The sequence below is a fragment of the Pseudarthrobacter sp. MDT1-22 genome (genome assembly GCF_054511035.1).
Genome location: NZ_JBTNDK010000020.1, coordinates 16,059 through 41,628, shown reverse-complemented (window position 1 = coordinate 41,628; position 25,570 = coordinate 16,059). Strand labels below are relative to the sequence as shown.

28 protein-coding genes and 2 pseudogenes are annotated in these 25,570 nt (G+C 65.0%); 6 read left to right on the top strand and 24 right to left on the bottom strand.

Going from position 1 to position 25,570, the window contains the following annotated elements:
• Positions 1–37 precede the first annotated feature (37 nt).
• On the bottom strand, positions 38–1,042 hold the full coding sequence (locus tag ACX80M_RS15440; protein WP_252611237.1) for a cation diffusion facilitator family transporter: 1,005 nt from the start codon (positions 1,040–1,042) through the stop codon (positions 38–40).
• A 203-nt stretch (positions 1,043–1,245) separates the two neighbouring features.
• Between ACX80M_RS15440 and ACX80M_RS15435 the strand changes: the two genes are divergently transcribed.
• Positions 1,246–1,521 (top strand): GlsB/YeaQ/YmgE family stress response membrane protein, encoded by a 276-nt coding sequence (locus tag ACX80M_RS15435; protein ID WP_056342958.1) that lies wholly within the window; start codon positions 1,246–1,248, stop codon positions 1,519–1,521.
• Between the two features lie 78 nt (positions 1,522–1,599).
• Here the strand turns inward: ACX80M_RS15435 and ACX80M_RS15430 are convergent, their stop codons facing one another.
• From ACX80M_RS15430 to rpmI, 3 genes are all read right to left on the bottom strand, one after another.
• Entirely contained in the window at positions 1,600–2,493 is an 894-nt protein-coding gene (locus ACX80M_RS15430) for a TrmH family RNA methyltransferase (RefSeq protein WP_252602073.1), read from the bottom strand.
• 49 nt (positions 2,494–2,542) lie between these two features.
• Positions 2,543–2,989 carry a 50S ribosomal protein L20 gene (rplT, locus tag ACX80M_RS15425; protein ID WP_252611235.1) on the bottom strand — a complete coding sequence of 149 codons (447 nt, stop codon included), beginning with the start codon at positions 2,987–2,989 and terminating at the stop codon, positions 2,543–2,545.
• A gap of 119 nt (positions 2,990–3,108) precedes the next feature.
• The gene (gene rpmI / locus ACX80M_RS15420) at positions 3,109–3,303 is read right to left on the bottom strand and encodes a 50S ribosomal protein L35 (protein WP_009358635.1); all 195 of its coding nucleotides are present in this window, start codon (positions 3,301–3,303) and stop codon (positions 3,109–3,111) included.
• 129 nt (positions 3,304–3,432) lie between these two features.
• Here rpmI and ACX80M_RS15415 point away from each other — a divergent pair.
• Positions 3,433–3,723 (top strand): annotated as a pseudogene (locus ACX80M_RS15415) (hypothetical protein); the annotation flags it as partial.
• 311 nt (positions 3,724–4,034) lie between these two features.
• Here the strand turns inward: ACX80M_RS15415 and infC are convergent.
• Positions 4,035–4,619 (bottom strand): annotated as a pseudogene (gene infC / locus ACX80M_RS15410) (translation initiation factor IF-3); the annotation flags it as partial.
• Positions 4,620–4,871: 252 nt separating this feature from the next.
• Here infC and ACX80M_RS15405 point away from each other — a divergent pair.
• Positions 4,872–5,258 carry a DUF1844 domain-containing protein gene (locus ACX80M_RS15405; RefSeq protein ID WP_056342948.1) on the top strand — a complete coding sequence of 129 codons (387 nt, stop codon included), beginning with the start codon at positions 4,872–4,874 and terminating at the stop codon, positions 5,256–5,258.
• A 157-nt stretch (positions 5,259–5,415) separates the two neighbouring features.
• Here ACX80M_RS15405 and ACX80M_RS15400 read toward each other — a convergent pair whose 3' ends face one another.
• The 8 genes from ACX80M_RS15400 to ACX80M_RS15365 form a co-directional block, all read right to left on the bottom strand.
• Positions 5,416–6,720 (bottom strand): MFS transporter, encoded by a 1,305-nt coding sequence (locus ACX80M_RS15400; protein ID WP_459309936.1) that lies wholly within the window; start codon positions 6,718–6,720, stop codon positions 5,416–5,418.
• A gap of 55 nt (positions 6,721–6,775) precedes the next feature.
• Positions 6,776–7,672, bottom strand: a complete 897-nt coding sequence (locus tag ACX80M_RS15395) for an SseB family protein (protein ID WP_252564719.1) — start codon at positions 7,670–7,672, stop codon at positions 6,776–6,778.
• Between the two features lie 8 nt (positions 7,673–7,680).
• Entirely contained in the window at positions 7,681–8,427 is a 747-nt protein-coding gene (gene priA / locus ACX80M_RS15390) for a bifunctional 1-(5-phosphoribosyl)-5-((5-phosphoribosylamino)methylideneamino)imidazole-4-carboxamide isomerase/phosphoribosylanthranilate isomerase PriA (RefSeq protein ID WP_252611228.1), read from the bottom strand.
• Between the two features lie 57 nt (positions 8,428–8,484).
• On the bottom strand, positions 8,485–8,643 hold the full coding sequence (locus ACX80M_RS15385) for a hypothetical protein (protein ID WP_167349814.1): 159 nt from the start codon (positions 8,641–8,643) through the stop codon (positions 8,485–8,487).
• Positions 8,644–9,375: an imidazole glycerol phosphate synthase subunit HisH gene (gene hisH / locus ACX80M_RS15380; protein WP_141140036.1), complete on the bottom strand. Its 732-nt coding sequence runs from the start codon at positions 9,373–9,375 to the stop codon at positions 8,644–8,646. It abuts the gene before it with no gap.
• A complete protein-coding gene (hisB, locus tag ACX80M_RS15375; protein ID WP_252611226.1) occupies positions 9,372–9,998 on the bottom strand; it encodes an imidazoleglycerol-phosphate dehydratase HisB in 627 nt (208 codons plus the stop codon). Before hisB ends, hisH begins: the two co-directional genes overlap by 4 nt.
• Before the next feature lie 81 nt (positions 9,999–10,079).
• Positions 10,080–11,198, bottom strand: coding sequence for a histidinol-phosphate transaminase (locus ACX80M_RS15370; RefSeq protein ID WP_252611224.1), 1,119 nt, complete (start codon positions 11,196–11,198; stop codon positions 10,080–10,082).
• A gap of 78 nt (positions 11,199–11,276) precedes the next feature.
• Positions 11,277–11,717 (bottom strand): LysM peptidoglycan-binding domain-containing protein, encoded by a 441-nt coding sequence (locus ACX80M_RS15365; RefSeq protein ID WP_459309935.1) that lies wholly within the window; start codon positions 11,715–11,717, stop codon positions 11,277–11,279.
• Between the two features lie 349 nt (positions 11,718–12,066).
• On the opposite strand from ACX80M_RS15365, the gene lexA reads away from it, so the two are divergent.
• Positions 12,067–12,813: a transcriptional repressor LexA gene (lexA, locus tag ACX80M_RS15360; RefSeq protein ID WP_252611220.1), complete on the top strand. Its 747-nt coding sequence runs from the start codon at positions 12,067–12,069 to the stop codon at positions 12,811–12,813.
• A 13-nt stretch (positions 12,814–12,826) separates the two neighbouring features.
• On the opposite strand, the gene ACX80M_RS15355 is transcribed toward lexA, so the two are convergent.
• Positions 12,827–14,884 (bottom strand): ATP-dependent DNA helicase, encoded by a 2,058-nt coding sequence (locus ACX80M_RS15355; protein WP_459309934.1) that lies wholly within the window; start codon positions 14,882–14,884, stop codon positions 12,827–12,829.
• On the bottom strand, positions 14,877–16,442 hold the full coding sequence (hflX, locus tag ACX80M_RS15350) for a GTPase HflX (protein WP_252611216.1): 1,566 nt from the start codon (positions 16,440–16,442) through the stop codon (positions 14,877–14,879). Before hflX ends, ACX80M_RS15355 begins: the two co-directional genes overlap by 8 nt.
• A 439-nt stretch (positions 16,443–16,881) precedes the next feature.
• Here hflX and ACX80M_RS15345 point away from each other — a divergent pair, with 439 nt between their 5' ends.
• Positions 16,882–17,496, top strand: coding sequence for a class I SAM-dependent methyltransferase (locus tag ACX80M_RS15345; RefSeq protein WP_459309933.1), 615 nt, complete (start codon positions 16,882–16,884; stop codon positions 17,494–17,496).
• On the opposite strand, the gene dapF is transcribed toward ACX80M_RS15345, so the two are convergent.
• The 6 genes from dapF to ACX80M_RS15315 all read right to left on the bottom strand — a co-directional run bounded on the left by dapF (position 17,477) and on the right by ACX80M_RS15315 (position 23,162).
• Positions 17,477–18,421 carry a diaminopimelate epimerase gene (dapF, locus tag ACX80M_RS15340; RefSeq protein ID WP_252611213.1) on the bottom strand — a complete coding sequence of 315 codons (945 nt, stop codon included), beginning with the start codon at positions 18,419–18,421 and terminating at the stop codon, positions 17,477–17,479. The genes ACX80M_RS15345 and dapF overlap by 20 nt on opposite strands.
• A 9-nt stretch (positions 18,422–18,430) precedes the next feature.
• Positions 18,431–19,327, bottom strand: a complete 897-nt coding sequence (miaA, locus tag ACX80M_RS15335) for a tRNA (adenosine(37)-N6)-dimethylallyltransferase MiaA (protein WP_252611211.1) — start codon at positions 19,325–19,327, stop codon at positions 18,431–18,433.
• A 3-nt stretch (positions 19,328–19,330) separates the two neighbouring features.
• A complete protein-coding gene (miaB, locus tag ACX80M_RS15330; protein ID WP_252613656.1) occupies positions 19,331–20,878 on the bottom strand; it encodes a tRNA (N6-isopentenyl adenosine(37)-C2)-methylthiotransferase MiaB in 1,548 nt (515 codons plus the stop codon).
• A gap of 76 nt (positions 20,879–20,954) precedes the next feature.
• A complete protein-coding gene (locus ACX80M_RS15325; protein WP_459309940.1) occupies positions 20,955–21,458 on the bottom strand; it encodes a regulatory protein RecX in 504 nt (167 codons plus the stop codon).
• A 187-nt stretch (positions 21,459–21,645) separates the two neighbouring features.
• Entirely contained in the window at positions 21,646–22,704 is a 1,059-nt protein-coding gene (gene recA / locus ACX80M_RS15320; protein WP_056342912.1) for a recombinase RecA, read from the bottom strand.
• A 233-nt stretch (positions 22,705–22,937) separates the two neighbouring features.
• On the bottom strand, positions 22,938–23,162 hold the full coding sequence (locus tag ACX80M_RS15315) for a DUF3046 domain-containing protein (RefSeq protein WP_056343046.1): 225 nt from the start codon (positions 23,160–23,162) through the stop codon (positions 22,938–22,940).
• A gap of 41 nt (positions 23,163–23,203) precedes the next feature.
• On the opposite strand from ACX80M_RS15315, the gene ACX80M_RS15310 reads away from it, so the two are divergent.
• Positions 23,204–23,758: a MarR family winged helix-turn-helix transcriptional regulator gene (locus ACX80M_RS15310; RefSeq protein WP_459309932.1), complete on the top strand. Its 555-nt coding sequence runs from the start codon at positions 23,204–23,206 to the stop codon at positions 23,756–23,758.
• Between the two features lie 75 nt (positions 23,759–23,833).
• Here the strand turns inward: ACX80M_RS15310 and ACX80M_RS15305 are convergent, their stop codons facing one another.
• The 3 genes from ACX80M_RS15305 to pgsA form a co-directional block, all read right to left on the bottom strand.
• On the bottom strand, positions 23,834–24,286 hold the full coding sequence (locus ACX80M_RS15305) for a helix-turn-helix domain-containing protein (RefSeq protein WP_111906474.1): 453 nt from the start codon (positions 24,284–24,286) through the stop codon (positions 23,834–23,836).
• A 152-nt stretch (positions 24,287–24,438) separates the two neighbouring features.
• Positions 24,439–24,918 carry a CinA family protein gene (locus tag ACX80M_RS15300; RefSeq protein WP_459309931.1) on the bottom strand — a complete coding sequence of 160 codons (480 nt, stop codon included), beginning with the start codon at positions 24,916–24,918 and terminating at the stop codon, positions 24,439–24,441.
• Between the two features lie 9 nt (positions 24,919–24,927).
• Positions 24,928–25,563 (bottom strand): CDP-diacylglycerol--glycerol-3-phosphate 3-phosphatidyltransferase, encoded by a 636-nt coding sequence (gene pgsA / locus ACX80M_RS15295; protein WP_459309930.1) that lies wholly within the window; start codon positions 25,561–25,563, stop codon positions 24,928–24,930.
• Positions 25,564–25,570 lie beyond the last annotated feature (7 nt).

The following is a 25,570-nucleotide window of genomic DNA, read 5'->3' as shown; positions in this document are numbered from 1 at the left end:
GCTTCACCGAAGCATTCGGTGCGCTGAGGAAGGAACGTCAGGCCTGCGGGTCCTGAGCCCCGGCCTCCGCGGCTATCTGGCCTGCACCGGGAACCTGACCGGCGCCTGAGACCCCGTCCGTGCGACTGTCCTCGCGGTGCAGATCCGGTTCGAGGTAGATCACCCGGGCCATCGGAACGGCGGTGCGGATTCGGGACTCCGCACCATCAATCGCGGCGGCGATGTCCCGGCCGGTTTCTGCGGCACCCACGGAGATCTTGGCGGCCACCAGCAGCTCCTCCGGTCCGAGGTGAAGGGTCTTGAGGTGGATGATCCGGTTGTGTCCCCCGGCCTCGATGGCCTCACTGATGCGGGCCACGTCATCCCGGGTGGCGGACTCGCCCAGCAGCAAGGACTTGGTTTCGATAGCCAGCACCACAGCGATGGCCACGAGCAGCAGGCCGATCATGCCGGTACCCGCGGCGTCCCAGATCCCGTTGCCGGTGACGAGGGTCATGCTCACACCCACGAGCGCGAACACAAGGCCAAGAAGCGCCCCGAGGTCTTCCAGCAGGATGACCGGCAGTTCCGGCTGCTTGGCCGTGCGCACAAAGCTCACCCAGCCCTGCTTGCCGCGGACGTGGTTGGATTCGATGATGGCCGTCCTGAACGAGAAAGACTCAGCAACAATGGCGCCGATCAGCACCGCCAAAGGAACCCACCAGAAGTCCCCTTCGATGGCGTGCGGGTGCTGCAGCTTCTCCCACGCTTCGAACAGTGCAAAAAGCCCACCCACGCTGAAGAGCACGATCGAGACGATAAAGGCGTAAATGTAGCGTTCACGGCCATACCCGAACGGGTGCTTCGGGCTGGCTGCCTTTCTGGCGCGCTTGCCGCCGATCAGGAGCAGCAGTTGATTGCCGGAGTCGGCAATCGAGTGGATGGCTTCGGCCAGCATCGACGAGGAAGCCGTCAGAAAAAAGGCCACGAATTTCAGGACGGCGATGGTCAGGTTTGCGGCTAGGGCCGCGACGATCGCCTTGGCACCGCCATTTGCAGCCACGGAGGCTTCTCCTCTTCACAGGTTTCAAGAACAAGCAGGGATATTCGCGGCGCCGCAGTCGGCTCCGCCCACGAATACCGTACCTTTTCGGGTGCAGAAGACGCACTTCTGACATCCACTAAGCCTGCTGACATCGGAGGGGCCGTATGTTAGCTTGAACACTAATCGGGACGTTTAGTCCCGACGAATATGAAGGAGGAGACATGGGTTTTCTTGCTTGGATTATTCTCGGCCTCATCGTAGGGGCCATCGTGAAAGCCGTTATGCCGGGCAAAGTCGGCGGCGGCTGGGTGACGAGTCTCGTGCTCGGCGTTGTCGGCGCGATTGTAGGCGGCTGGATTGGCAGCCTCCTGTTCGGCAAGGGTGACCTTGCCTTCTTTGATCTGGGTACCTGGATCCTGGCCATCGTAGGCGGCCTGGTAGTTGCCGGCGTCTACGGCGCCATCACAGGACGCAGCAAGAGCACACGGGCGCCCTGATACCCCTACCTCACCTGATTCATACAGCAAGGGCCCCGGAGAACTTCCGGGGCCCTGCCTTTTAAGTCACGTGTTCAGTCACGCTTTCTGGGACCTGGCACTCGCGTAGAGGCACACCGTTGCCGCCGTGCCGAGGTTCAAGCTTTCGGCTGCGCCGTATACGGGCACGGCCACCCGGTGATCGGCCAAGGCCAGTTCATCTTCGGCGAGCCCCTGCGCTTCGTTTCCGAACAGCCACGCTGTGGGACCCTCCAGGGCGAACAGCGATTCGACGCCAGGGCCTGCGATCCGGCGGGCGGCGTTTTCGTCCTGGAGCGTATCCAGGTTGACGTCACCGTCACCGTCGGCGGCCAGTATGCCAATTCCCCGCGCACGGCAGGCGGCTGCCACTTCCGCGATATCGGCACCCAGGACCACGGGCAGATGGAACAGGGAACCGGCGGTGGAACGGACGGCCTTGGGGTTATAGATGTCAACGCTGGACGAGGTCAGGATGACGGCGTCCGCCCCGGCCGCGTCAGCAGCCCGGAGTACAGTGCCGGCGTTGCCCGGGTCCCGGACCTGACACAGCACTGCAAGCAGCCGAGGGCCGGCGTCGAGGACCTGCTCAAGGCTCACGTCCAGGAAACCGCAGACCGCGAGAATGCCCTGCGGGGTAACCGTGTCCGCCATCGCGGCCAGCACTTCGTCGGTAGTGAGGTATGCGTCAATGCCCTCCGCGAGAGCCTCCAGGTCCGGGTGCCGGTCGAGGCAGGCCTCGCTCGCGTACACCTCATAGACGGCGCCGGGCTCGCCCGCTGCAATCCTTTTCTGGTGCAGAGTGAGGGCCTCACGGACAGCTTGGGGACCCTCCGCCAGAAACTCGCTGCGCTTTGAACGGGCCGGGCGCCCGGCAAGCTGTGCCACCTTCCTCACCCGATCAGCTCGGGGGTTGGAGAGTGGAAAGTCTTGCGGGCGCCCGGTTTCGTTCATACAAGAACCTTAGTGGCTTCAGCCACCAGTCCTCGAACTGGCGTGGGTGCTACTTGGCAGCCACGTCAGCGGCAGGCTTTGCAGCCTTGGCCTTGGGTGCCTTGGGGGCTGCGGCTTCGACGGCCGGAGCGGACGTGTCGGCAGGCAGGGAATCCTTGGCGATCTTCACCAGCGCGGCGAATGCGTTCGCATCCGAAACGGCCAGCTCAGCAAGCATACGGCGGTCAACCTCGACCTCAGCGGCCTTCAGGCCCTGGATCAGACGGTTGTAAGTCAGGCCGTTGGCGCGGGATGCAGCATTGATGCGCTGGATCCACAGGCGGCGGAAGTCGCCCTTCTTCTTCTTGCGGTCGCCGTAGCTGTACACAAACGAGTGCAGCAGCTGCTCTTTAGCCTTGCGGTACAGGCGTGAACGCTGTCCACGGTAGCCCTTTGCGCGTTCAAGGATAACCCGGCGCTTCTTGTGGGCGTTGACCGCCCTCTTCACACGTGCCACGTGCGTACTCCTTCGAAAATTCTGATCCCAAGCATCTACTGCCGGAACAACCGGCTGGCCTGAGAAGCCTTTTTGGTAGTTGACTGCTGCCAGGTGGCATCAGTCAGAGAACTTGGAACTTAGATGCCGAGCATCTTCCGGATGACCTTAGCGTCACCCTTGAAGACAATCTTGTCGCCGGCGAGGCGACGAGTCAGCCTGGAGGACTTGTGCTCAAGGTAGTGGCGGCGGTTGGCCTGCTGGCGGCGCAGCTTGCCGCTGCCGGTCAGCTTGAAGCGCTTCTTAGCACCACTGTGGGTCTTCATCTTCGGCATGGGAACCGATCTCCTTACGTGTCCACAGACATTGTCTGCAGTTCTTTCGAGCCGCCGCCCCTGCAGGCGGCATGCTGGTTGCGTACTGCAGGAGGATAACCTCCCGCAGCTTTGAACTAGGTAGTCTTCTTGCCAGCCGGCTTCGGAGCTGCCTTGGGGGCAGGCCTTGCAGCAGGCTTCGGCGCTGCCGGCCGGGCGATCGGCTTAGGCATCGGCACCGGCGGCCTCGGAGCTGCCGGAGCCGCAGCTTCGGCGGGCTTGGCAGCGACAGGAGCCTTGACGGGTGCCGGGGCTGCCTTGGGAGCCTCACGCTTGGGAGCAGCGGCCCTCGGGGCAGCCTGCTTGGGCGCCTCCTGGACGGCGGCTTCCTTCACGGGTGCTGCCTTGGCGGCGGTTTCCTTTGCAGGAGCTTCCTTCGCGGCGGCTTCCTTGACGGGAGCTTCCTTCGCTGGCGCTTCCTTGACAGGGGCCTCGGCTTCCGGAGCGGCTTCAGCAGGCGCCTCAGGAGCTTCAGACTGTGCCGCCGGAGCTTCGGTTTCCGGCTCCGTGGTGATGGCGAAACCTTCCGGAAGAAGGTCAGCCAGCGACTGCGTGAGCGGCGCCTGGTCGTCGCCGGACACGTCGATGCGGCCGCCACCCGTAGCTTTCGCTTCGTTCTGCGCCTTGGCCTCTGCACGCTGCGATGCGCGGCGTGCCTCGGCCTTGGCTTCGGCCTTGTTCTTCAGCGGGCCCACGACCATGACCATGTTGCGGCCATCGATACGGGGGCTGGACTCCACAACGCCCACTTCGGCGACATCGTCAGCGAAGCGCTGGAGCAGGCGGATGCCCATCTCCGGACGCTGCTGCTCACGGCCGCGGAACTGGATCATGGCCTTGACCTTGTCACCGGCACCGAGGAAGCGCAGTGCATGGCCGCGCTTGGTCTCGTAGTCGTGGGTGTCAATCTTGAGGCGGAAGCGGATTTCCTTCAGAACAGTGTTGGTCTGGTTCTTCCGTGCTTCACGTGCCTTGACGGCGGCCTCGTACTTGTACTTGCCGAAGTCCATCAGCTTGCACACCGGAGGCTTGGCCTGCGGTGCAACTTCAACGAGATCAAGATCGGACTCGGCAGCCAAACGCAGGGCATCGTCAATACGGACGATTCCTACCTGTTCACCTGCAGGACCGACCAACCGCACCTCGGGGACGCGGATACGCTCATTGATTCTTGGCTCGCTAATGTTAAAGCTCCTGTGATTGATGTGGTATTCACCGGCAAATAGAGAAGGCCCCCAATTGCCGGAGCAATCGAAGGCCTCGATGATCGGATGCACCGACCTCAGCAGAGGCAGTGCGCACTTCCCCAGGCTCAATGCCGGATGGAACTGTCCGACCGGTACCCGGCAACCTTGCTTCCTCAGGAATTACTTCCGGCGGGGAAAACGGCTGACGCGGGTGGGAGAGTACTCCGCTTGCAAACTGCATGTCATTCTACAGAACAAATCCCGCCTAACGCAGCTAAGCGTTGGTGGGACCTTCCACAGCGAAATAACGACATCCAGTCGGTCTGTGACAAGCTTACCAGTATGAGCACCCCAGACAGTAATTCACACGTTTTCGAGGCCCCGGCCGCCAAGGCTGACGTGACCCAGCAAATCCGCGATATCTCGGAGGTGCCGGCCATCGAGGTCATCACCACCGCCGCCGTGCACCTGATGAGCGCGGCAGCGGTCAAGCTGGGCCTCGCCGCCGAGGACAATGCAGAGGAACTCAAGGACCTGGACGAGGCCCGCAAGCTCATCACCGCCCTTGCCGGACTCGTGACCTCAGCGGCCCCCGAAATCGGATCCCAGCACGCCGGCCCGTTGCGCGATGGCCTGCGTTCCCTGCAGCTCGCGTTCCGCGAGGAGTCCATCATCCCGGATGCCCCGGGCAAGGGCCCGGGCGAGAAGTACACCGGCGCCGTCAACTAGAACCAGCCAGCAAACTTCACAAAGTACGACGACGGCGGCGGACGGTCCACACGGACCGTCCGCCGCCGTCGTGTTTCACCTAAGTTTTTGTCCAGATAACGGGACTTCCGCACCTGGAAAGGCGGAATATCTGGACAAAAAACTCTGGAGGCCGGCGTCAGACGGCGGCGCTCCGGCGTCGGTGGGCCTGGAGCAGCAGTCCCACAAGGCAGAGCAGAACGCCGGCCACGCCCACGGAGACAAAGCCGCCGGATGGTCCCATCCCGTCGATGAAAATCCCGGCAAGGGGCGCCCCGAGCGCCACACCGGCAGTCAGCGCAGAGCCGTACCAGCCCATCGCCTCGCCGCGGCGGTCCTCCGCCACCAGGTCTGCCACATGTTCGGAGGCGGCCGACAGGACAGGGGCGCACAACAGGCCCGGAAGGATCGAGACGAAGGCCAGCGTCCAGGTGTCCTGGGCGAAGCCCATCGGGATAGTCAGGGCCGCCATCCCCAGCAGCAGGAGGATCGGCGAAACTGGACGGTGCATGGCCCCGTAGACCAGTCCGCCGGCCACCGATGCGGCGCACCAAAAGAGGAACACAATGCCGAGTTCGCCCTGGTGCCCGCCTGTTTCCAGGGCAGCAACAATGCCAACGTCCGTGCCGCTGAGCACCATGCCGGTTCCAGCCGCCACGGCGAATACGGCCGCTACAGTGGCCGTGAGCCAGGCGAAGTTGTGGGCCACCTTGCCGCGCAGCCCCGCCGACCCGCTGCGGATGCGTTCTGCCCCGGCCGGGACGAGGTCTGCCGCTGCTTCCTGGAGGTGTGCTGGTGCGGCGGAAACCACAGCCACTTCCGCGGCGTGGCGCTGGTCTGCCTGGCACTCCTCAGTCTGCGTGGCACTTCGGGTGGGCGGGTTGAACCACATCAGGAACAATCCGGCCAGTGACGTGGAAACGCCCACCACGGTGAGTCCCAGAGCGGTGAAGCCGCTGGTGGCCACAACGGCTCCGGCGGCAGGCCCGATCATAAACACCATCTCCGTGGCGATCGAGTCCAGCGCAAAAGCGGTCCGCCGCTGATCGCCGTCCGCGAGGACGCCCAGGGACTGGCGGATCACACTGAAGATCGGCAACGTCAGCAGGCCGCCGACGAACACCAGCGGAAGCAGCCACTGGTAGGACACGTGCGGCACCATGGACCAGATGAGGGCCTCTGACACCACTGACGGAATCAGCGCCCGGCGCAGGCCAACAGTGTCCACGCGCCTGCCGCGCCATGGTGCGCCAACGGCAATGCCGATGGTCATAACAGCCGCTGCGGCGCCGGCTGCTGCGTACCCCTGGTCCAGGGTCAGGACGATATGCAGGGTCAGCAGCAGGCCTGCCGCGGAGTGGGGGATGCGGGCGATCATGCCGACCAGCAGCAGCCGCCGGATGGGCCGGTGGGCCAGCAGCTCCCGGTAAAGAGCGAAGTTCACGGAAAATCCTTTGGGTCTGCCCGCGGCAGCCCGGGATCTCCGCGCCAACCGTCAGCTATTGTGCCGCGCGCCGCAACTTGATTTCGATCGAGTCAACACGCTCTCCAAACAATACATTCCGGGACCATGCCTGCTGGAGGCCGGACACCAGGTCCTGTACTGCCAAAGCGTCCAACCCATCCTCAAGGTGGAGCAGCACCTGAAGTTCCGGCCCGGCACCGCCCCCGGTGAGCGTGGCACCGGTACCGGTGAGGACGGCGACGCCGGAACCCGGGAGGAGGGCAAGCTTGCGCACCGCAGGGAAGGCGGCCGTTGCCTCAGCCATCTCGGCTGCCAACGCCGCGTCTGTGTAGGAAGGGATCCACTCCCGTTGTTGGGCCAGCGCCCAGACGGCGGGCCGCCGGACCACGAACGTGACCTCCGAGCCCGGATCGAGCACCAGCAGCTCGGCCCCCTCGGCCACGGCTGAGAGGGCAGCCCTGGCGGCGTATACCGCCACCGGCCGGGCTTCGGGGTGCCAGGCAGCCAAGGCATTCGCCGAGCTGAACGCCGGCATGGCCGTCCGGCCGTCGGCGGCCTTCAGGGTGACCAGCGCCATGTCCGCCTGTTTGTCCGACGTCAGGCCGTCGACGCCGGCCGCTTCCTCGCCGAGCTGGGCGATGATCGGGATAAAGACTCGGGCGGTGGCCAGCGAGGCCACCACAGCCGCTTCGTCGCCGTTGCCGTCAACCAGAGCCGCGACGGCGGCGAGGTAGCCTGCGTCGGCCGTGCCGTCGTCGTCCTCGAAGTTATGGATCCTGCCTTCGTCCCCGGCGAGGCTCCGGCCTTCCCACGGCCGGCCGGCCGAGTCAGTACGGCCGCCCGCGCCCGCCAAAGCCGCCGCAATGTGTCCGGGCAGATGGCGCGGCGGCGGCGATTCCGCTGCCGGATCGGCGTTGTGCGTGCTGTCCACGGAACCGCCTAGCGGCGGCCGGCGACGTCGAGGGCTTCGGGGAGCGTGAAGGCACCGGCGTACAGCGCCTTGCCCACGATCGCGCCTTCCACGCCCAGCGGCACCAGGGAGCGCAGCACTTTCAAGTCGTCCAGGCTGGAGATGCCGCCGGAGGCGACCACCGGTTTGCCGGTCTTCTCCACCATCTGGCGCAGGAGTTCAACGTTGGGACCCTGCAGTGTGCCGTCTTTCGTAACGTCAGTGACAACGTACCGGGAGCACCCGGCTTCTTCGAGCCGGCCCAGGACCTCCCAGAGGTCGCCGCCTTCTTTGGTCCAGCCGCGGCCTGCCAGCGTGGTTCCGCGGACGTCGAGGCCGACGGCGATCCTGTCGCCAAAGCGGTCGATGGCACTGCGGGTCCACTCGGGGTTTTCCAGCGCCGCTGTGCCGAGGTTGACGCGGGCAACGCCGAGGGCCAGCGCCGCTTCGAGGGATTCGTCGTCCCTGAGTCCGCCGGACAGCTCCACCTTGATGTCAAGCCGGCCCACCAATTCACGGAGCAGCCCGGCGTTCGAGCCCCGGCCGAATGCGGCGTCGAGGTCCACCAGGTGTACCCATTCGGCGCCCTGCTCCTGCCAGTTGAGGGCTGCCTCCAGCGGTGTGCCGTAGTTCGTCTCGCTGCCGGCTTCGCCTTGGACCAGCCGCACGGCCTGTCCGTTTACGACGTCGACGGCGGGCAGCAGTTCAAGAACCGGCAGATCGGTTGCGGTGGTCATCTCAAATCCTTTTGGGTGTTGGGTTGCGCGTGGAAGCGGAACTGGGGGTTGCGTGGGCTAGGTTCCAGGAAGCGTCAGCAGGTACGCGGCCAGCAGCGCCATGCCGGCCAGGACGTAGAAGCCCACCTGGGTCCAGAGCGGTTTGTGCTGCTGCCTGAAGGACAGTGCGCCGCCCACCAATAGGCCGGCCAGGCCCATCAGGACAATCGACCACATCTAGGCGGCGTCCGTGGCAGCTGGCTTGCGAAGGCCGTCCACCCAGTTGCGCAGCAGCCGTGCACCGGCGTCGCCGGATTTTTCCGGGTGGAACTGGGTAGCGCAGAGCGGTCCGTTCTCCACTGCGGCAATAAAGCGCGCGCCATGCTCTGACCAGGTCACCAGGGGCGCAGTCATCCGCGGCTGGATCACGTCGAAGTTCCAGTCCTGGACACCATAGGAGTGAACGAAGTAGAAGCGCTGGTCCGCGACGCCGGCGAAGAGTTTGGATCCTTCCGGAACGTCAACCGTGTTCCAGCCCATGTGTGGCACCACCTCAGCGGGAAGGAGTTCCACCTTGCCCGGCCACTCCCCCATGCCTTCAGCTTCTGTCCCGTGCTCCACCCCGGCCTCGAACAGAACCTGCAGGCCCACGCAGATTGCCAGGACCGGCCTGCCCCCGGCCACGCGCCGGCCGATCAGCCGGATGCCGTCCACGGCCTTGAGCTCGCGCATTACAGTCTCGAACGCGCCGACGCCGGGTACCACCAGGCCGTCGGCATTAAGCACGTCCTCCGGCTTGGAGCTGAGGATGACCTCGGCTCCTGCCCGCTCCAGGGCGCGCACGGCGGACCGGACGTTTCCCGAACCGTAATCCAGGACAGTGACCGTCGGCTTGCCTTCGGGCGACACAGGCTTCTTGCCGGTTGCCGGATCGATGACGGCGCCGTCCCGGAGAATTTGGCCGCTCACAGGGCACCCTTGGTGGAGGGGATTCCCTCCACGCGGGGATCGGGCTCTACCGCAGCACGCAGGGCGCGGGCGAAGGCCTTGAACTGCGCTTCCACAATGTGGTGCGGGTCGCGGCCCGCGATGACGTTCATGTGGAGGCAGATGCCGGCGTGAAGCGTGATGGCCTCAAAGACGTGGCGGGTCAATGACCCCGTGAAGTGGCCGCCGATCAAGTGGTACTCCTGCCCGGCAGGCTCTCCGCCGTGCACCAGGTAGGGGCGGCCGGAGACGTCGACGACGGCCTGCGCCAGGGCTTCGTCGAGGGGCACGGTGGCCTCGCCGAACCTGCGGATCCCGGCCTTGTTTCCCAAGGCTGTGCGCAGAACTTCACCGAACGTGATGGCGACGTCCTCCACGGTGTGGTGGACGTCAATGTGGGTGTCACCGGTGGCTTTGACCGTCATGTCAATGAGCGAGTGCTTGCAGAGCGCCGTCAGCATGTGGTCGTAGAACGGGACAGACGTGTCGATGTCCGAAACGCCCGTGCCGTCGAGGTTAATCTCCACGAGCACTGACGATTCACTGGTGGCACGCTCCATGCGTGCGGTCCGGGGCGCGGCAGCGTTCGATCCGGTGAAGCTCATGGTCATATGTCCTTTAGGCGAAGTCAGTGATGCGAAAGCGAAGGAGATGTGCCGGCGCGCGGCGGCGCCAATACTTCAAGTTTAGGCGGGCATCCTGGCCTGGCTGGCCAGGATGCGTTCCAGCGACGTCAGGAAGGCTGTGGTCTCCGTCTCAGTTCCCGCCGTGACACGCAGGTGGCCGGGGATGCCGACGTCGCGGATCAGCACGCCGTCGTCCAGCAGCCGCTGCCAGACGTCATGCGGGCTGTCGAGGCCGCCGAAGAAGACATAGTTCGAATCGGAGGCGGCAGGTTTGAGTCCCATTCGCGTGAGTTCCGAGACGATGCGGTCGCGCTGCTCCTTGATGTCCTCGACGTCGGCCATCAGCGCAGTGCGGTGCTGCAGGGCGGCGAGGGCTGTTGCCTGGGTGATGGCCGAAAGGTGGTACGGCAGCCGGACCAGGCGCAGTGCGTCCGTGACTTCAGGAGCGGCGGCCATGTAGCCCAGACGGGCGCCCGCGAGGGCGAACGCCTTGCTCATGGTGCGGGACACGATGAGGCGCTCCCGGCCGGGCAGCAACGTAAGGGCGCTCGGCGTTCCGTCGTGGGCGAACTCGTGGTAGGCCTCGTCAACGATGACGATGGTATGGCTGGCCTCGCCGGCCTCGTACACGGCCTCCACGACGTCCAGGCCCAGCCCAGTGCCGGTGGGATTGTTCGGCGAGCAGAGGAAAACGATGTTGGGCTGAAGCTCTTTGACCTGCAACGCGGCCGACTCGGCACTGAGCCCGTAATCGTCGGCCCGCTGCCCGACGATGTACCCGGTGTCCGTGCCGCTGGCCAGGAGCGGATACATGGAGTACGTGGGCGGGAATCCCAGGGCCGTCCGCCCGGGTCCGCCGAAGGCCTGGAGAATCTGCTGGAGGACCTCGTTGGACCCGTTGGCCGCCCAGATGTTGGTGGCATCCAGACCGTGGCCGAGATATTCGGCCAGCGCTTCCCGGAGTTCGGTGAACTCACGGTCCGGGTAGCGGTTGAGGCCCGCCGCGGCTTCCGTCACGGCCACGCTGATCGCGGCCCGGACGTCCGCCGGGACGCCATGGGTGTTTTCGTTGACGTTCAGCAGGATAGGTACATCCAACTGCGGGGCACCGTACGGGGTCAGTCCGCGGAGGTTGGTCCGGAGGGGAAGTCTGTTCAGACGCTCTAGCTGGTCATTCACCTGAACAGTTTAGGTCCGAAGCAGACGGCCGGAAAATGTGACGGCCTGCGGCGGCACACGCCCGAGCCCGCAGGCTCTTTACCTGGTGGGGACGAAGAGTTGCTGTCCGGGGACAACGCCGCCGGCGGAAAGGTTGTTCAACTGGGCAATATCCGCGATGACATCACGGGGATCACGCTCGGGCGCAACGGTACTGGCGATGGCCCAGAGTGACTGGCCGGCCTGCACCGTGACCGAGACTGTTGGCGTTAGCGACAGGTCGGCGGCAGAATCGGCGGCCTTTGCCGGGGCGTTGAGGAAACCTGCCAGGGAAAGCAGGATTGCGGCAAGAATCACCAGCGGGATGCCGATGAGGACAATCCGGCCCCTGCGGGTCAGGCGCAGCGGCGGCAACGGTTCCCTGCGCTGCCTTGGCGCCGAACCCGACGTCGAAACGGGTGCGGACCACTGCCGCGAGGTGAGGTCCTGCACGGAAATGAACTGCGGACGCGAGTCCTGCGAAGCAGATAAAGCTGACATGAAATGAGCCCTCCTGGACCATACTGTGCTGCCCGGCGCGCCCTCCGCGTCCACTTGCCGGTACCGGCCTGAGCCGTCCATAGATTCGAATATTCGAATCCGCAAGCAACGAGTAGAACACATGTTCGAACTTTGCTTCTTCATTTTTAGCACTTATCAACGAATATTGTCGAGACTCGCTAGAACAAATGTTTGAAAAAGCCCTGTGGCTGGCCTACGTTTGGATGAAAGAACAACCACCTCTGTAGTTCATCAGCAGGGTCTGACAATCAACTCCGACACCAGCCCCGGGGCGTTCCAGGCACCAGCGGCCGGAGCGGAGCCGGGCAACCGAAAGGCATTGGCGAACATGGCAGCACCAGCCGCCGAGGGCAAGGCGACACCGCAGCGCCGCCAACCCCCACGGACTCCCAAGGGGCTCACCGCCCGCCAAAAGAAGATCCTTGAAACCATCCAGCGCTCGGTGAATGACAACGGCTATCCGCCGTCGATGCGTGAAATCGGTGACACCGTGGGCCTGGCGAGTTTGTCGAGCGTGACCCACCAGCTCTCGCAACTGGAGAAGCTGGGATACCTTCGCCGGGACCCCAAGCGTCCGCGCGCCATGGAAGTCCTGATGCCGTTGACGCTTGACGGCGGGTCCCCTAAGGCGAACGGGACAACCAAGCCCTCAGTCCTGCACGGCATCGGCGGGACGGTCACCGAACTTCCCTCTGCCATGGACACCGCGATGGTGCCGTTGGTGGGCCGGATCGCGGCCGGCGGGCCCATCTTTGCTGACCAGGTGGTGGAAGATGTGATGCCCCTGCCCCGGCAGCTCGTGGGCCAGGGTGAGCTCTTTATGCTGCGCGTGGCCGGCGACTCCATGGTGGATGCTGCCATCTGCGACGGCGACTGGGTAGTGGTCCGACGGCAGGCAGACGCCTCCAACGGCGATATTGTCGCGGCCCTGCTGGACGACGAAGCCACCGTCAAGACCTTCCGCCAGCGCGATGGCCACACGTGGCTGTTGCCGCAGAACACCCAGTACGAGCCCATCCTGGGCGATCACGCCACAATCATGGGCAAGGTCGTCTCGGTCCTGCGGTCGCTATAGGACCTGCGCGCAGTCAGGCGCCCTTTCCGGCCAGCCTTTCCAGGGCGGCGAACGCGGTCTTGCGGTCCGTGGTGGGCCAGAACGGCGGCAGAGCGGCGCGGAGGAATCCGGCGTAGCGCTCGGTGGCCAGCCGGGAATCAAGCACCGCCACCACACCTTTATCTCCGGTGGAACGGATCAGCCTTCCCGCGCCCTGGGCCAGGCGGATGGCCGCGTGGGTCGCCGATACCGCCATAAAGCCGTTTCCGCCGGCCTGCGCAACGGCGCGGGACCGTGCGGTCATCAGCGGGTCATCCGGCCGCGGGAACGGGATGCGGTCGATCACCACCAGCCTGCATGATCCACCCGGAACATCAACGCCTTGCCACAGGGACATGGTGCCGAACAGGCAGGTATCGGGCTCGTCCGCGAACTGCTTCACCAGGGCCGTCATGGTGGAGTCGCCCTGGCAGAGAATGCTGAGGCCAAGCCGGGGACGCATCGCTTCAGCGGCCTCCTCGGCGGCTCGGCGCGACGAAAACAGACACAGGGCGCCGCCGCCGGACGCGCGGATCAGCGCCTCAAGTTCATCGAGGGCCTCCGGCGACGCCCCGCGGCCCGGCTTGGGGAGGTGCCCTGCGACGTAGAGGATCCCTTGTTTGGGATAGTCGAAGGGCGATCCGACATCGATCCCGCTCCAGCTGGGCGCGCCCTCCCCCACCAGTCCCAAGCCGCCGGCGGTCGGTTCAAAGGCTGAGCCGATGGCCAGGGTTGCCGAGGTCAGCACAACCGTGTGGCCGGCGAACAGCCCTTCGCGGAGCTTGCCGGCAACGCTAAGCGGCGCGATGTTGACCAGGACCGGCGCAGAGTCGTCGGGCTGCGCATAGCCCTGTTGCGGATCGAAGGAACTTGCGCGGGAAAACCACACAACCTCGCGGTTTTCACGGGCCACGATCAGCCGCTCGCACAGCTCGAGGATCAGCATCAGGCGTGAGCGCGCGAGCTGCCGCCCGCCGTCGGCCGTTTGGCTGCCGTCCACCTTGGAATCGGACAGCGCGGCGCGGCAGGCCTCACGCAATTGGTCCACACAATCCAGCTGTTCGTCGTTGAGGCCATTCGGGAGCAGCCCGTTGGGCACGCCGGCCAAGGCGAGTTCCAGGTTGGCGGCAGCTGCGTTGAGGGCATCCACAGTGATGGCCGTGTGTTTCCGAGCGCCCGACGCCGCAGCGTGGACCATTGCCACGGAGAGTTGCCCCGATACCGCACCGGTGACCCGGTCCTGCAGTTCGTGGGCCTCGTCCACCACCACAACGTCGTATTCGGGAAGCACTGCCAGGCCTTCAAAGGCGCTGACAGCGAGCATGGCATGGTTGGTGACCACAACGTCGGCCTCGGCGGCGTCGTGGCGAGCCAGTTCGCTGAAGCATTCGGCTGCCATGGGGCATTTTTGGGCCCCCAGGCATTCCATGGACGTCACCGAAACTTGCCGCCAGGCCCGGTCAGTAACGCCGGGCAGGAGTTCGTCACGGTCGCCCGTGGTGGTCTTCTCCGCCCACTCGCGCAGGCGCACCACTTCCTTGCCCAGCTGGGACGAGGGCCCGCCCAATGCGGCGGCGAAATGCGGGACGCTGGTGTCTTCGCCGAGGGAGAACAGCTGGCCCTCGGCGGGTTCCTCGGAGGGGAACCCGCCTTCGAGCTTGTGCTGGCAGACATAGTTGGAGCGACCCTTGACCAGGGCCACCTTGACCGGGCGGTCCAGGGCAGGGGTGATGGTCTTCAGCAGCCGGGGAAGGTCGCGGCCCACAATCTGGGTCTGCAGCGCAAGCGTGGCCGTTGACACCAAGGTGGGTTTGTTGCTCACCAGCGAGTGCGCAATGAGCGGAATGAGGTAGGCCAGCGACTTTCCGGTCCCCGTTCCGGCCTGAACCAAGAGGTGGTCGCCGGTTTCGATGGCCTTGGCCACCTGCCTGGCCATCTCGTGCTGCCCACTGCGGCTTTGACCGCCCATGCCGGCCACGGCGCGGTCGAGCAATTCGATCACGAACTGCTCGCCGGCCGTACCTTTGACTTCCCCTGCCGCAACCTCAGTCATGGTTGATGAAGGGTTCCAGTTCAGCCGCAAGGCCCTCACGCACCATCACCAAAACACGGGTACCGTGCTCGCCGTGATCCAGGCTCAGGATCTCGGCATCGGTCTCGTGCAGTTTGCTGATCAGGTCACCGCGGTCGTAGGGAATAAGGAGCTCCAGCTTCACGCCGGGCCGCGGAATCCCCTCACTGATGGCATGCAGCAGTTCGGGGATCCCCTGGCCTGTGCGTGCCGAGACCACTACGTGGCGCGGCTCGCGCTGCTTGAGGCGCTCCACCACAAAAGGATCCGCGGCATCGGCCTTGTTCAGGACAATGATTTCGGGCACCTTGCGGGCATCCACTTCGCTGAAGACCTTGCGGACAGCGGCAATCTGGCCCTCGGGGTCCGGGTGGGACACGTCCACCACGTGCAGGATCAGATCCGCGTCAGCCACTTCCTCCAACGTGGAGCGGAAGGCCTCCACCAGCTGGGTGGGCAGTGAACGGACAAAACCCACGGTGTCCGCCAGGGTGTAGCCGAGGCCATCGGAGGTCTCTGCCTTTCGCACGGTGGGATCCAGGGTGGCGAAGAGTGCGTTCTCCACCAGCACGCCGGCGTCGGTCAGCCTGTTCAGCAGCGATGACTTCCCGGCGTTGGTGTACCCGGCAATCGCAACCGAAGGCACTGAATTACGACGGCGGTTGGCCCGCTTGGTCTCCCGCGCCGGCTTCATTGCAGCGATCTCGCGCCGCAGCTTGGCCATGCGGGTCCGGATCCGGCGACGGTCCAGTTCGATTTTTGTTTCACCCGGTCCGCGCGAACCCATGCCGGCGCCAGCGCCGCCCACCTGGCCACCGGCCTGGCGGGACATCGATTCACCCCAGCCACGCAGTCGTGGCAGGAGGTATTCGAGCTGCGCCAGTTCCACCTGGGCCTTGCCTTCACGGCTCTTGGCGTGCTGGGCAAAGATGTCCAGGATCAGGGCCGTGCGGTCAATGACTTTGACCTTGACAATGTCCTCGAGGCTACGCCTCTGGGACGGTGCCAGTTCGGCATCCACCACAACGGTGTCAGCCCCGGTGGCCATCACGATTTCCTTGAGCTCGAGGGCCTTTCCGGAACCCAGGAACGTGCCCGGGTCCGGTTTGGCACGGCGCTGCACCATCCCGTCCAGGACTTCCGAGCCTGCTGTTTCGGCGAGGGCGGCGAGCTCACGCAGGGAATTCTCCGCGTCCGCCAAGGTGCCTTCGGACCATAGCCCAGCCAGGACCACACGTTCGAGCCGCAGTTGCCGGTATTCGACCTCGGTGACATCTTCGAGTTCGGTGGACAGCCCGGCCACGCGCTTCAGCGCCCGGCGTTCCTCCCGGTCCTGCTGGTCGCCGTCGTAGCTGGTGTGTTCGTCGTCCAAGCGGGAGATCGCCTGGGCCCTGCCGAACACGCTCTTGTCACCGTCTGCGGCGGTGACGTTCCTGGCCGGTACGTCCTTGGCGAGAATCCGGTCGATGACAGCTTGGATCTCCTCGGGACTCATGTCCTGGGCTGCTGGATCTGAACCGGTGTTGGGCTGGCTGGTCATGGTCTCCTTTGAAGTTTCGGCATTTTCAGAATAGTGCCGATCGTTGTTCAGTGGTGAAGTATTCGCGCTGGGCTGACGGCTTGCAGTCATCCGGGCCTCCTGGTCTGCTGCGCGCCGGTCGGGACCGGGCCGCGCAGGGAGTCTTCGCATCCGGGGATGCGTGGAGTGGTGGAAGCGCGGGCAAAACAGCAAGGACCGGCGGCGGCAGATCGCTCGAGTATTGCCCGGCGGCATACCAGATACGGAAGACCTGGCATGTGGCGCACTTGCGGAAGGTTAATACCTGCATCGCTGCGGGGCACGGCTTCGGAACAGGCGGCGTCCGGGAGGGACACCGGCCGTGCCGGCTACTCGAAGATCAAGAACATGGGTTCAAGATTAGCAGAAGCGGTGCCCGCGGTTTCGCATTGTCCACCCCGGCCAACTAATCTGGCCAGTTATGGAGTCCGCACACTATTTCAGCGCATCGCCCGCCGGGCCGTTCACCCGCAAGCCGCTCACCGTGGAACTGGCCGGCGAGACACGCACGCTGCAGACGTCCGGCGGCATCTTCAGCCCCGACGGCATCGACAAGGGGACGGCGGTGCTCCTGGCCGAGGTCCCGGCCCCGGACCCCACAGGCAACCTCCTTGACATCGGCTGCGGCTGGGGGCCCATTGCCCTGACCCTCGCATTGCGGGCGCCACACGCCAAGGTCTACGCCGTGGACGTCAATGAACGCTGCATCACGCTGACCAACGAGAATGCGTCCCTGCTGGGCCTGGGCAACGTGCTGGCCAGCACTCCGGAGGCGGTGGACCCGGACCTGCGCTTTGACACGATCTGGTCCAATCCGCCCATCCGGATCGGCAAGGATGAACTCCACAGCCTCCTGAAGCTGTGGCTGCCCCGGCTGGCGCCGGGCGGCTCCGCGTGGCTGGTGGTCCAAAAAAACCTGGGCTCGGATTCGCTTCAGCGCTGGCTCGCGACGGAACTGGATGCATCCTTCGCCGTGAGCCGGGAGTCCGCGTCCAAGTCCTTCCGCATCCTTCGGGTCAGGAAAGCGTCCCAGTAGCCACAATTACGGCGGGCCCGCTGAGCTCGACGTGCTCGTGCCCGCCCGCCCCGGCGAAGAACTTCACCCCGACCACGCCGCCCGGCACGTTGACCTGCCAGGAGTCCGGCGCTTCCGCCCCGGCCCAGTGCCGGATGGCCACTGCGGCGGCGCACGCGCCTGTTCCACAGGACTGGGTCTCGCCCACACCCCGCTCATGGACGCGCATGGTGATGGTGCCGATCCCCTTGTGGACCAGCGGTTCGGCAGGCACGACGAATTCAACGTTGGTTCCATTGGCCGGCACCGGATCGACCTTCGGAGCAGTGTAGAGCCTGGTGGCTTCCAATTCGGACAGTTCAGCCAGTGCCACCACGGTGTGCGGGTTGCCCATGCTCACTGACAGGGCCGGGCGGGGCACTTCCAGGCCGTCTGCGGTTACCAGCGAGTCCATGGCTTTCGCGGTCGCGTCGCCGGGGAAAATGAATTCCCACGCGCCCATGTCCACCGCATAGCTGTCCCCTGTCCGGACCACGGTCTTGACGCCGCCGCGCGTCCCGATGGTGAGCGCGCCGCCGTCGGGCAGGTCAACCAAGCCCTCGGCACGCAGGAAGTGCACAAATACGCGGACCCCGTTGCCGCACATTTCCGAGAGCGACCCGTCGCCGTTGCGGTAGTCCATGAACCATTCGGCCTCGGGGCTGCTCAGCAGCAGCTCGCGACCTTCGGAGAGGTACCGGGAGGGGACGGCCCGGATCAGTCCGTCGCCGCCGATCCCGCGGTGACGGTCGCAGAGCGCGGCTACCTGGCCGGCGTCGATGGTGTGGACGCCGTCTGGGTCGGCGACCAGCACAAAGTCGTTGCCGGTGCCGTGTCCCTTGGAGAAGCGGAGTCCGCCCAAGGTGTGGAAGACGGGCTCTGTGGTCTCTGCGGGAGTTGCGTCCATGGTCCTAGATTACCGGCTGAGAGCCACGGCCTGGGCCGCAAGGTCCGGCGCCTGCCAGTCCAGCCAAGTGATGCGGGGATCGGCGCGGAACCACGTGAGCTGGCGCCTGGCGAACTGCCGCGTGGCCACAATGGTGTCCTCGGCAGCCTCGCCAACTGTTGAACCGCCGGCGAGCACTTTCAGGAACTGGGCATAGCCGAGGGCCCTCGGCGCAGTTTTGCCGCCGCGGAGACCGGCCGTGTCCAGCTGGCGCACTTCCCCCAACAGCCCCTGGTCCACCATGTTGTGGACCCGCAGTGCCAGCCGTTCACGGAGGACGTCGCGGTCCACGGCCAGGCCGATCTGGACGGCAGGCTGGAAATACTCCCGCTGGGGCATAAAGGAACTGAAGGGCCGGCCGGTGAGCTCATGGACTTCGAGCGCCCTGATGATCCGGCGCGCATCGGAGACACGGCCCGCTGACACCGGATCCACCTCCCGGAGCCGTGCCAGGAGGGCATCCTGGCCAGCTTCATCGAGCTCAGCCTCGAGCCGCTGCCGGAGGACAGGATCCGTGCCCGGGAATTCGAGGACGTCGAGGGCGGCCCGCACGTAGAGACCCGAACCGCCCGCCAGAATGGCTCGCTTGCCGCGCGCGTGGATATCGCTGACAATGCTCCGGGCCTGCTGCTGGAAGTCTGAAACGCTGGCCTCCTCCGTGACGTCCAGGATGTCCAGAAGGTGGTGGGGAACACCCTTGCGCTCTGCCGGCGTGATCTTGGCGGTGCCTATGTCCATCCCGCGATAGAACTGCATGGCGTCGGCATTGATGACCTCGCCGTCCAGCTCCAGGGCAAGATTCACGGCTAGATCGGACTTACCTGACCCTGTGGGACCAACAACAGCAATAACCGGAGGCTGGACCACCGGTCAGCGGCTCCGTACCGGCAGCGTGGGCATCCCCAGCGAGACTCCGGTGCGGCCGGCGCCGCCTGCGGCAGCCGGCACGGGAGCGCCGCACGAATCTGCCTGGGACCTGTCCCAGGCGTCCCCCGCGCGGGAACGCCGCAGGCTGTAGTCCTGCAACGACGGGTCGGCCACGAGGTGGAAGGCTGCGGCCTCGGTGATGGTGACGGTGACCAGGTCCCCCGGACGCGGCACCTCTGCCCCCTCGGGAACGGAGAAGTGCACCAGTCGCTGGTCCTCGGACCGGCCGGACAGCCTGTGGGTTTCTTCGGACTTGCGCCCTGAGTGGGCGGTGACCATCACTTCTACCCGGCGGCCAAGCTGCGTGGCGTTTTCCTCGGCGGCGATCCTGTCCTGCAGTGCGGTCAGGCGTTCAAATCGCTCCTGGACCACGGCCTTAGGAAGCTGGTCCGGCAAGTCCGCCGCGGGAGTACCCGGACGCTTCGAGTACTGGAAGGTGAAAGCCGTCGCGAAGCGCGACTGCTCCACAACGTCAAGGGTGGCCTGGAAGTCTTCCTCGGTTTCGCCGGGGAAGCCGACAATGATGTCAGTGGAGATGGCGGCGTGCGGGATCTTCTCGCGGACCTTGTCCAGGATGCCCAAAAACTTGGTGGAACGGTAGGACCGTCTCATGTCCTTCAGGACTTTGTCGGACCCGGACTGCAGCGGCATGTGCAGCTGCGGCATCACGTTGGGGGTTTCGGCCATGGCGTCTATGACATCGTCGGTGAAGGCGGCGGGGTGGGGGCTGGTGAAGCGGACCCGTTCCAGGCCTTTAATTTCCCCACACGCGCGCAGGAGTTTGGAGAACGCCTGCCGGTCACCGAACTCCACACCGTAGGAGTTCACGTTCTGGCCCAGCAGGGTGACTTCGATGGCGCCGTCATCCACCAGGGCCTGGATTTCAGCCAGGATGTCGCCCGGGCGGCGGTCCTTTTCCTTCCCGCGCAGGGCCGGGACGATGCAGAACGTGCAGGTGTTGTTGCAGCCGACCGAGATGGAGACCCAGCCGGAATAGACCGAGTCACGCTTGGTGGGCAGGGTGGAGGGGAAGACGTCCAGGGATTCGAGGATCTCCAGCTGGGCTTCGTTGTTGTGCCGGGCCCGGTCCAACAGTGCCGGGAGGGCTCCGACATTGTGGGTGCCGAAGACAGCATCCACCCAGGGAGCCTTTTTCAGGATGGTCTCGCGGTCCTTCTGGGCCAGGCAGCCTCCCACGGCGATCTGCATACCCGGGTTGGCGGCCTTGACGGGCGCTAACATGCCCAGGTTGCCGTAGAGCTTGTTGTCCGCGTTTTCCCGGACCGCGCAAGTGTTGAACACCACGACGTCGGCCTGTTCACCGCTGGCCGGTACGTAGCCCGCTTCCTCGAGCATGCCGGCCATCCGCTCCGAATCATGCACGTTCATCTGGCAGCCGAAAGTGCGCACCTGATAGGTACGGGGCTGCTGGAGGGCTGGGTCGGCTGACGGGGCGGTACCGGATGCGGGGGAAGGAATGGTCAAACTCACCTGTTAAGGGTACCGGGTCGCTACGGTTGCGGGATCGCTCAGGTTGCCTTATCGGCGGGGCGCCGCTTCCCCGGGCCTACAGATCCGGCAGGGCGTCCGGTGCGTCTGTTTGGGTCTCCGCATGTGCGTCGAGCACCTCGCCGACGACCCGGAACGCCTGCGACGGCTGATAGCCCTTGCGGGCAAGCATTGACGCCAGTCGCCGCGTGACCTTGTCCCGCTCGGCGCGGTCCGACAAATCCGTGCCTGCCCGGAGCTTGCGTTCCACCAGGAGCCGGGCAGACACTTCCTCGTCCGCGTCGGAAAGCTGTTCCAGCGCGGCGGCAGCGGTGTCTGCGTCAATTCCTTTGTCCGCAAGTTCGCGCCGGAGGGCCCCTTTGGCGAGCTTCCGAGACTGCGACCGGCTGCGCACCAACATGTCGGCGAACTCGGCGTCGTCAATGAGGCGGACCTCCTGGAAGCGGTCCAGGACGGCTTCCGCCACATCCTCCGGAATGTTCCGCTCGGCCAGTTTCCGCGCCAGCTGCAGCCGGCTCTTGGCCGAACTGGTCAACTGCCGCAACACAATGGCCCGCGCCACGGACGCTGGATCCGGTTCTGCCTCTGCGTTTGCCTCGGCGTCTCCGGCGATGGCAGCATCCGGATCGGGTCCATCCGGCCCGAAGCCGGGGCGTCCGCCCCGTCTCCGCTGCCGTCGCCCCGATCCGGTGTCATGCCCGGCCGCACGCCATCCGGCGCTCTGCCCGGCCGTCACGTCAGGGGCGTCCCTAGAAGCCGTCAACAGCTTTCAGCTTCGGCGTGTCTTTGGCATCGGCTTCGGCGGGCTTGACTACCCCGACACCAAGCTTCTCCTTGATCAGGCGCTCCAGTTCGGTCGCCAGCTCTGGGTTGTCGCGCAGGAACCTGCGGGAGTTCTCCATGCCCTGGCCCAGCTGGTCGCCGTCGTACGTGAACCACGAGCCCGACTTCTTGATGATGCCGTGCTCAACGCCCATGTCGATGATGCCGCCCTCGCGGGAAATGCCCTGGCCATAGATGATGTCGAATTCGGCGATCTTGAAGGGCGGGGCCATCTTGTTCTTGACGATCTTGGCCTTGGTGCGGTTACCGACGGAGTCGGCACCTTCCTTGAGCGTCTGGATCCGACGGACGTCGATGCGGATGGACGCGTAGAACTTCAGGGCCTTACCGCCGGTGGTGGTCTCCGGGGAGCCGAAGAACACGCCGATCTTTTCACGGAGCTGGTTAATGAAGATGGCGGTGGTTTTGGTCTGGCTCAGGCGGCCGGTGATCTTACGCAGCGCCTGGCTCATGAGGCGGGCCTGCAGACCCACGTGGCTGTCGCCCATGTCGCCCTCGATTTCCGCGCGCGGCACCAGGGCAGCAACGGAGTCGATGACGATGACGTCCAGCGAGCCGGAGCCGATGAGCATGTCCATGATTTCCAGGGCCTGCTCGCCTGTGTCCGGCTGCGAGACCAGGAGGGCGTCCGTATCCACGCCCAGCCTGGCTGCGTATTCGGGGTCGAGGGCGTGCTCGGCATCGATGAAGGCGGCAATGCCGCCCAGGCGCTGCGCGTTGGCAACGGCGTGCAGTGCCACGGTGGTCTTACCCGAAGATTCCGGGCCGTAGATCTCCACGACGCGGCCGCGGGGCAGGCCGCCAATTCCCAAGGCCACGTCCAACGCGATGGATCCGGTGGGGATGACCTCGATGGGGGCACGGACTTCATCGCCCAGCCGCATGACCGAGCCTTTGCCGAACTGCTTGTCAATCTGTGCCAGCGCTGCGTCGAGCGCCTTTTGACGATCCGGGGCTGCCGCCATGGTTCACACCTCTAATGCTTTCTCGCTTTGGAGTGGCCTCAGCGGCCATTTCTTGGTCATCTCTGACGCTAATGGCACCCGCTGACATTCTGGCCGGATGACATCGCCTATGTGGATAACCCACTACGAAAAGCATAGCTTTACCCGAACAGGTATTCGAACAGATCCGGCGGCGTGTCAGCGCAGAAAGGGCGCACGTGAGCCTGGGGAACGATGTCCGGTTGGTGGCGGCGTCAGTCGCGCAGGGGTTTGACGTCGCGTCCCAGGCGCCGCTCCGGCGGCACATCCTGGACATCGCAGATGGCCAGCCACACCTGCCGGGGGCTCATTCCGGCCGCGAGGGCCTGGTCGGCGGTTCGCCCGCCGGCCCCGGCCAGGACCAGGGTGCTGCTCAAGACCCGGGAGTAGCCAGCCCCGAATTCGTCGTCCATAAGCCGCCAATAGTCACTGATCCGCACCAATAGAGTCTCTCACGGTCCCGGACCCTAGAATTGTTGCCATGAGCAACACTGCCGACGGCCCTCCTGAGACAGGCCTTCCCGCGACGTCCCCTGTGGAGACAGGTACCGACAAGGACACCGTCGATGAAGCCTTGAACACCGTGGAACAACAAATCAGTCTCTTTTGGCGGCGTGCCCGTTCGGTGTCCCATCAGCTCTCGCGGCAGGTGCATCCGGACATGGAGCCGGCGGCCTACGGCCTGCTTGCGGTCATCCGGCGCGAGGGACCCATCCGGTTGACAGACCTCGCCCTGAGCATCGGCGTGGGAAAGCCTTCCGTCAGCCGCCAGATCGCCTTCCTGGAAAGCATCGGGCTGGTGTTCAAGGAAGCTGATCCCCTGGACGGAAGGGCGCAGTCGATCCGCCTCACCGAAAAGGGCGAGGAAAAGATGCATCAGGTCCAGGATGCGCGCCGCCAGGATTTCCGTGAGCGGCTCGGTGAGTGGCCGGTCGGGGAACTGCAGACCCTCGCCGAATACATGGCAAAACTCAACTCCATCTTTGAACTCGACGGCTTCGCAAAGGACCCGCCCACCGGCGACACTCCAAAATAGCCACCACACGCAACAAAGCCTCCGGCCCATGGCCGGAGGCTTTGCTGTACTTCCTGTCTGGCTCCTGCGGACGGCTTACCGTGCGCCGGAAAGCAGGCCCTTGGACAGTTCGTTGTTGAGTTCAGCGCTCAAATCGCGATCAAGGTCGCGGCCGTAGCGCTGTGAGAATTCCTGGGGAACGGTGTCCGGAACGGCAACGCCCTCGGCGACGGCGACACGGTCGCTGACTTCCCTGAGCATGCTGGACAGCGGCACGTCCAGGGCTGAGCAGATTGACGAGAGGAGCTCTGATGAAGCTTCCTTCTGGCCGCGCTCTACTTCGCTGAGGTAGCCCAAGGAAACACGGGCACTGTGCGAAACTTCGCGGAGCGTGCGTCCCTGGCGCTGGCGTACATCGCGCAGGACATCACCGATTTCGTGACGAAGTACAACCATCTTGCGCTCCTTCTGTTCGCTCTTGGCCTGATCGGCGAGGCCCACATCCTTCCAGCGGACAACGCCGTTTATGGATACGGGCTGCTTTACCATCTGTATCGCCTTGCTCCCTCATGAGTTCGGTCCGCCGTGGAGCGAACCGTGGTGGTTTATTCATCCTAGGCGCCTCCGCTCTCCGGAAGCGACACAATGTAATAACTAATGGACACCGGGATTTGTTCCCGGCAACTTTACGCCCGGTAGCTTCAGGAAGATAGGGCCGCGGTCAGGCTTTCCAGCGCAGCGCCGCAAGCCTGTCCGCGGATCTCTGCGCGGTTCCCGGTGAAGGCGTATTCGACATATGACGCACCGTCCGCTGTGGCAACCCCGATGAACACCGTTCCCACCGCTTTCCCGTCGTGTTCCTCCGGGCCGGCTACTCCTGTGGTGGCAACGCCGATATCTGCATGCAGCGCAGTCCTGGCCCCGGCCGCCATGGCCGCTGCGACAGCACCGTCAACTGATCCGGCGGCGGCCAGCAGCTCTGCCGGAACGCCCAGGACGTCCACTTTGACGGAGTTCTGGTAGGCCACCACGCCGCCTTGGAGAATGCCTGAGGCTCCGGCTGTGTCGGCGAGAACGGCGCTGACCATTCCCGCAGTGAGCGACTCCGCGGTCGCTACGGTGCGGCCCATTTCCAAGGCATTTTTGACTGCCTGTTCCGCCAGGTGGTGAAGGTTGGTCACATCGGCTCCCTAGTTGCCAGTTGTAGTTTTTCCGGCCCGCTTGCCCTGTGACCGGATGCGCAGGGCTTCAATGACGTATTCGACGCCGGTCCATACCGTGATCAGTACGGCCACGATCATGACGGCGAAAGCCACCCAGACAAGCCACGGCGCCAGCGCGCCGAGCGGCAGGAGGTACAGGAAGATCGCGGCCGTCTGAACGACCGTCTTGAGCTTGCCCCCGCGCGAGGCCGGGATGACACCGTACCGGATGACAAAGAAACGAAGGGCGGTGATGCCCCATTCCCTGACGAGGATGACGATGGTGACCCACCACGGCAGTTCATTCAGGATGGACAGCATCACCAGGGCCGAGCCGATGAGGAGCTTGTCGGCGATGGGGTCGGCAATTTTGCCGAAATTGGTGACGAGGCCGCGACTCCTGGCGATGTCGCCGTCAAGCTTGTCGGTGTAGATGGCGACGGCGAACGCCACCACCGCGGCCCAGCGCCACGGCCCTGACTCGCTGTCCAGCCCGGGGGCGTCGGCGAGGAGGAACCAGACGAAGAACGGCACCAGGGCGATGCGCAGCATGGTCAGGATGTTGGGAAGATTCCAGATTCCTGGGCTGCTGGAGCCGGCGGCAGTTGCTTCGGTGCTAGTCACACTCCTA

What these genes read in the sequence shown, in the direction of transcription:
- priA (WP_252611228.1), bottom strand. Translation starts at nt 8,427, where the DNA reads ATGACCACCGCAACCGATCTGCCGGTTCTTGAACTGCTGCCCGCCGTC.
- ACX80M_RS15355 (WP_459309934.1), bottom strand. Translation starts at nt 14,884, where the DNA reads ATGACTGAGGTTGCGGCAGGGGAAGTCAAAGGTACGGCCGGCGAGCAG.
- recA (WP_056342912.1), bottom strand. Translation starts at nt 22,704, where the DNA reads ATGGCGGCAGCCCCGGATCGTCAAAAGGCGCTCGACGCAGCGCTGGCA.
- ACX80M_RS15365 (WP_459309935.1), bottom strand. Translation starts at nt 11,717, where the DNA reads ATGTCAGCTTTATCTGCTTCGCAGGACTCGCGTCCGCAGTTCATTTCC.
- ACX80M_RS15310 (WP_459309932.1), top strand. Translation starts at nt 23,204, where the DNA reads ATGAGCAACACTGCCGACGGCCCTCCTGAGACAGGCCTTCCCGCGACG.
- ACX80M_RS15405 (WP_056342948.1), top strand. Translation starts at nt 4,872, where the DNA reads ATGAGCACCCCAGACAGTAATTCACACGTTTTCGAGGCCCCGGCCGCC.
- rpmI (WP_009358635.1), bottom strand. Translation starts at nt 3,303, where the DNA reads ATGCCGAAGATGAAGACCCACAGTGGTGCTAAGAAGCGCTTCAAGCTG.
- dapF (WP_252611213.1), bottom strand. Translation starts at nt 18,421, where the DNA reads ATGGACGCAACTCCCGCAGAGACCACAGAGCCCGTCTTCCACACCTTG.
- ACX80M_RS15435 (WP_056342958.1), top strand. Translation starts at nt 1,246, where the DNA reads ATGGGTTTTCTTGCTTGGATTATTCTCGGCCTCATCGTAGGGGCCATC.
- hisB (WP_252611226.1), bottom strand. Translation starts at nt 9,998, where the DNA reads ATGAGCTTCACCGGATCGAACGCTGCCGCGCCCCGGACCGCACGCATG.
- ACX80M_RS15345 (WP_459309933.1), top strand. Translation starts at nt 16,882, where the DNA reads ATGGAGTCCGCACACTATTTCAGCGCATCGCCCGCCGGGCCGTTCACC.
- ACX80M_RS15385 (WP_167349814.1), bottom strand. Translation starts at nt 8,643, where the DNA reads ATGTGGTCGATTGTCCTGATGGGCCTGGCCGGCCTATTGGTGGGCGGC.
- ACX80M_RS15430 (WP_252602073.1), bottom strand. Translation starts at nt 2,493, where the DNA reads ATGAACGAAACCGGGCGCCCGCAAGACTTTCCACTCTCCAACCCCCGA.
- hflX (WP_252611216.1), bottom strand. Translation starts at nt 16,442, where the DNA reads ATGACCAGCCAGCCCAACACCGGTTCAGATCCAGCAGCCCAGGACATG.
- lexA (WP_252611220.1), top strand. Translation starts at nt 12,067, where the DNA reads ATGGCAGCACCAGCCGCCGAGGGCAAGGCGACACCGCAGCGCCGCCAA.
- ACX80M_RS15305 (WP_111906474.1), bottom strand. Translation starts at nt 24,286, where the DNA reads ATGGTAAAGCAGCCCGTATCCATAAACGGCGTTGTCCGCTGGAAGGAT.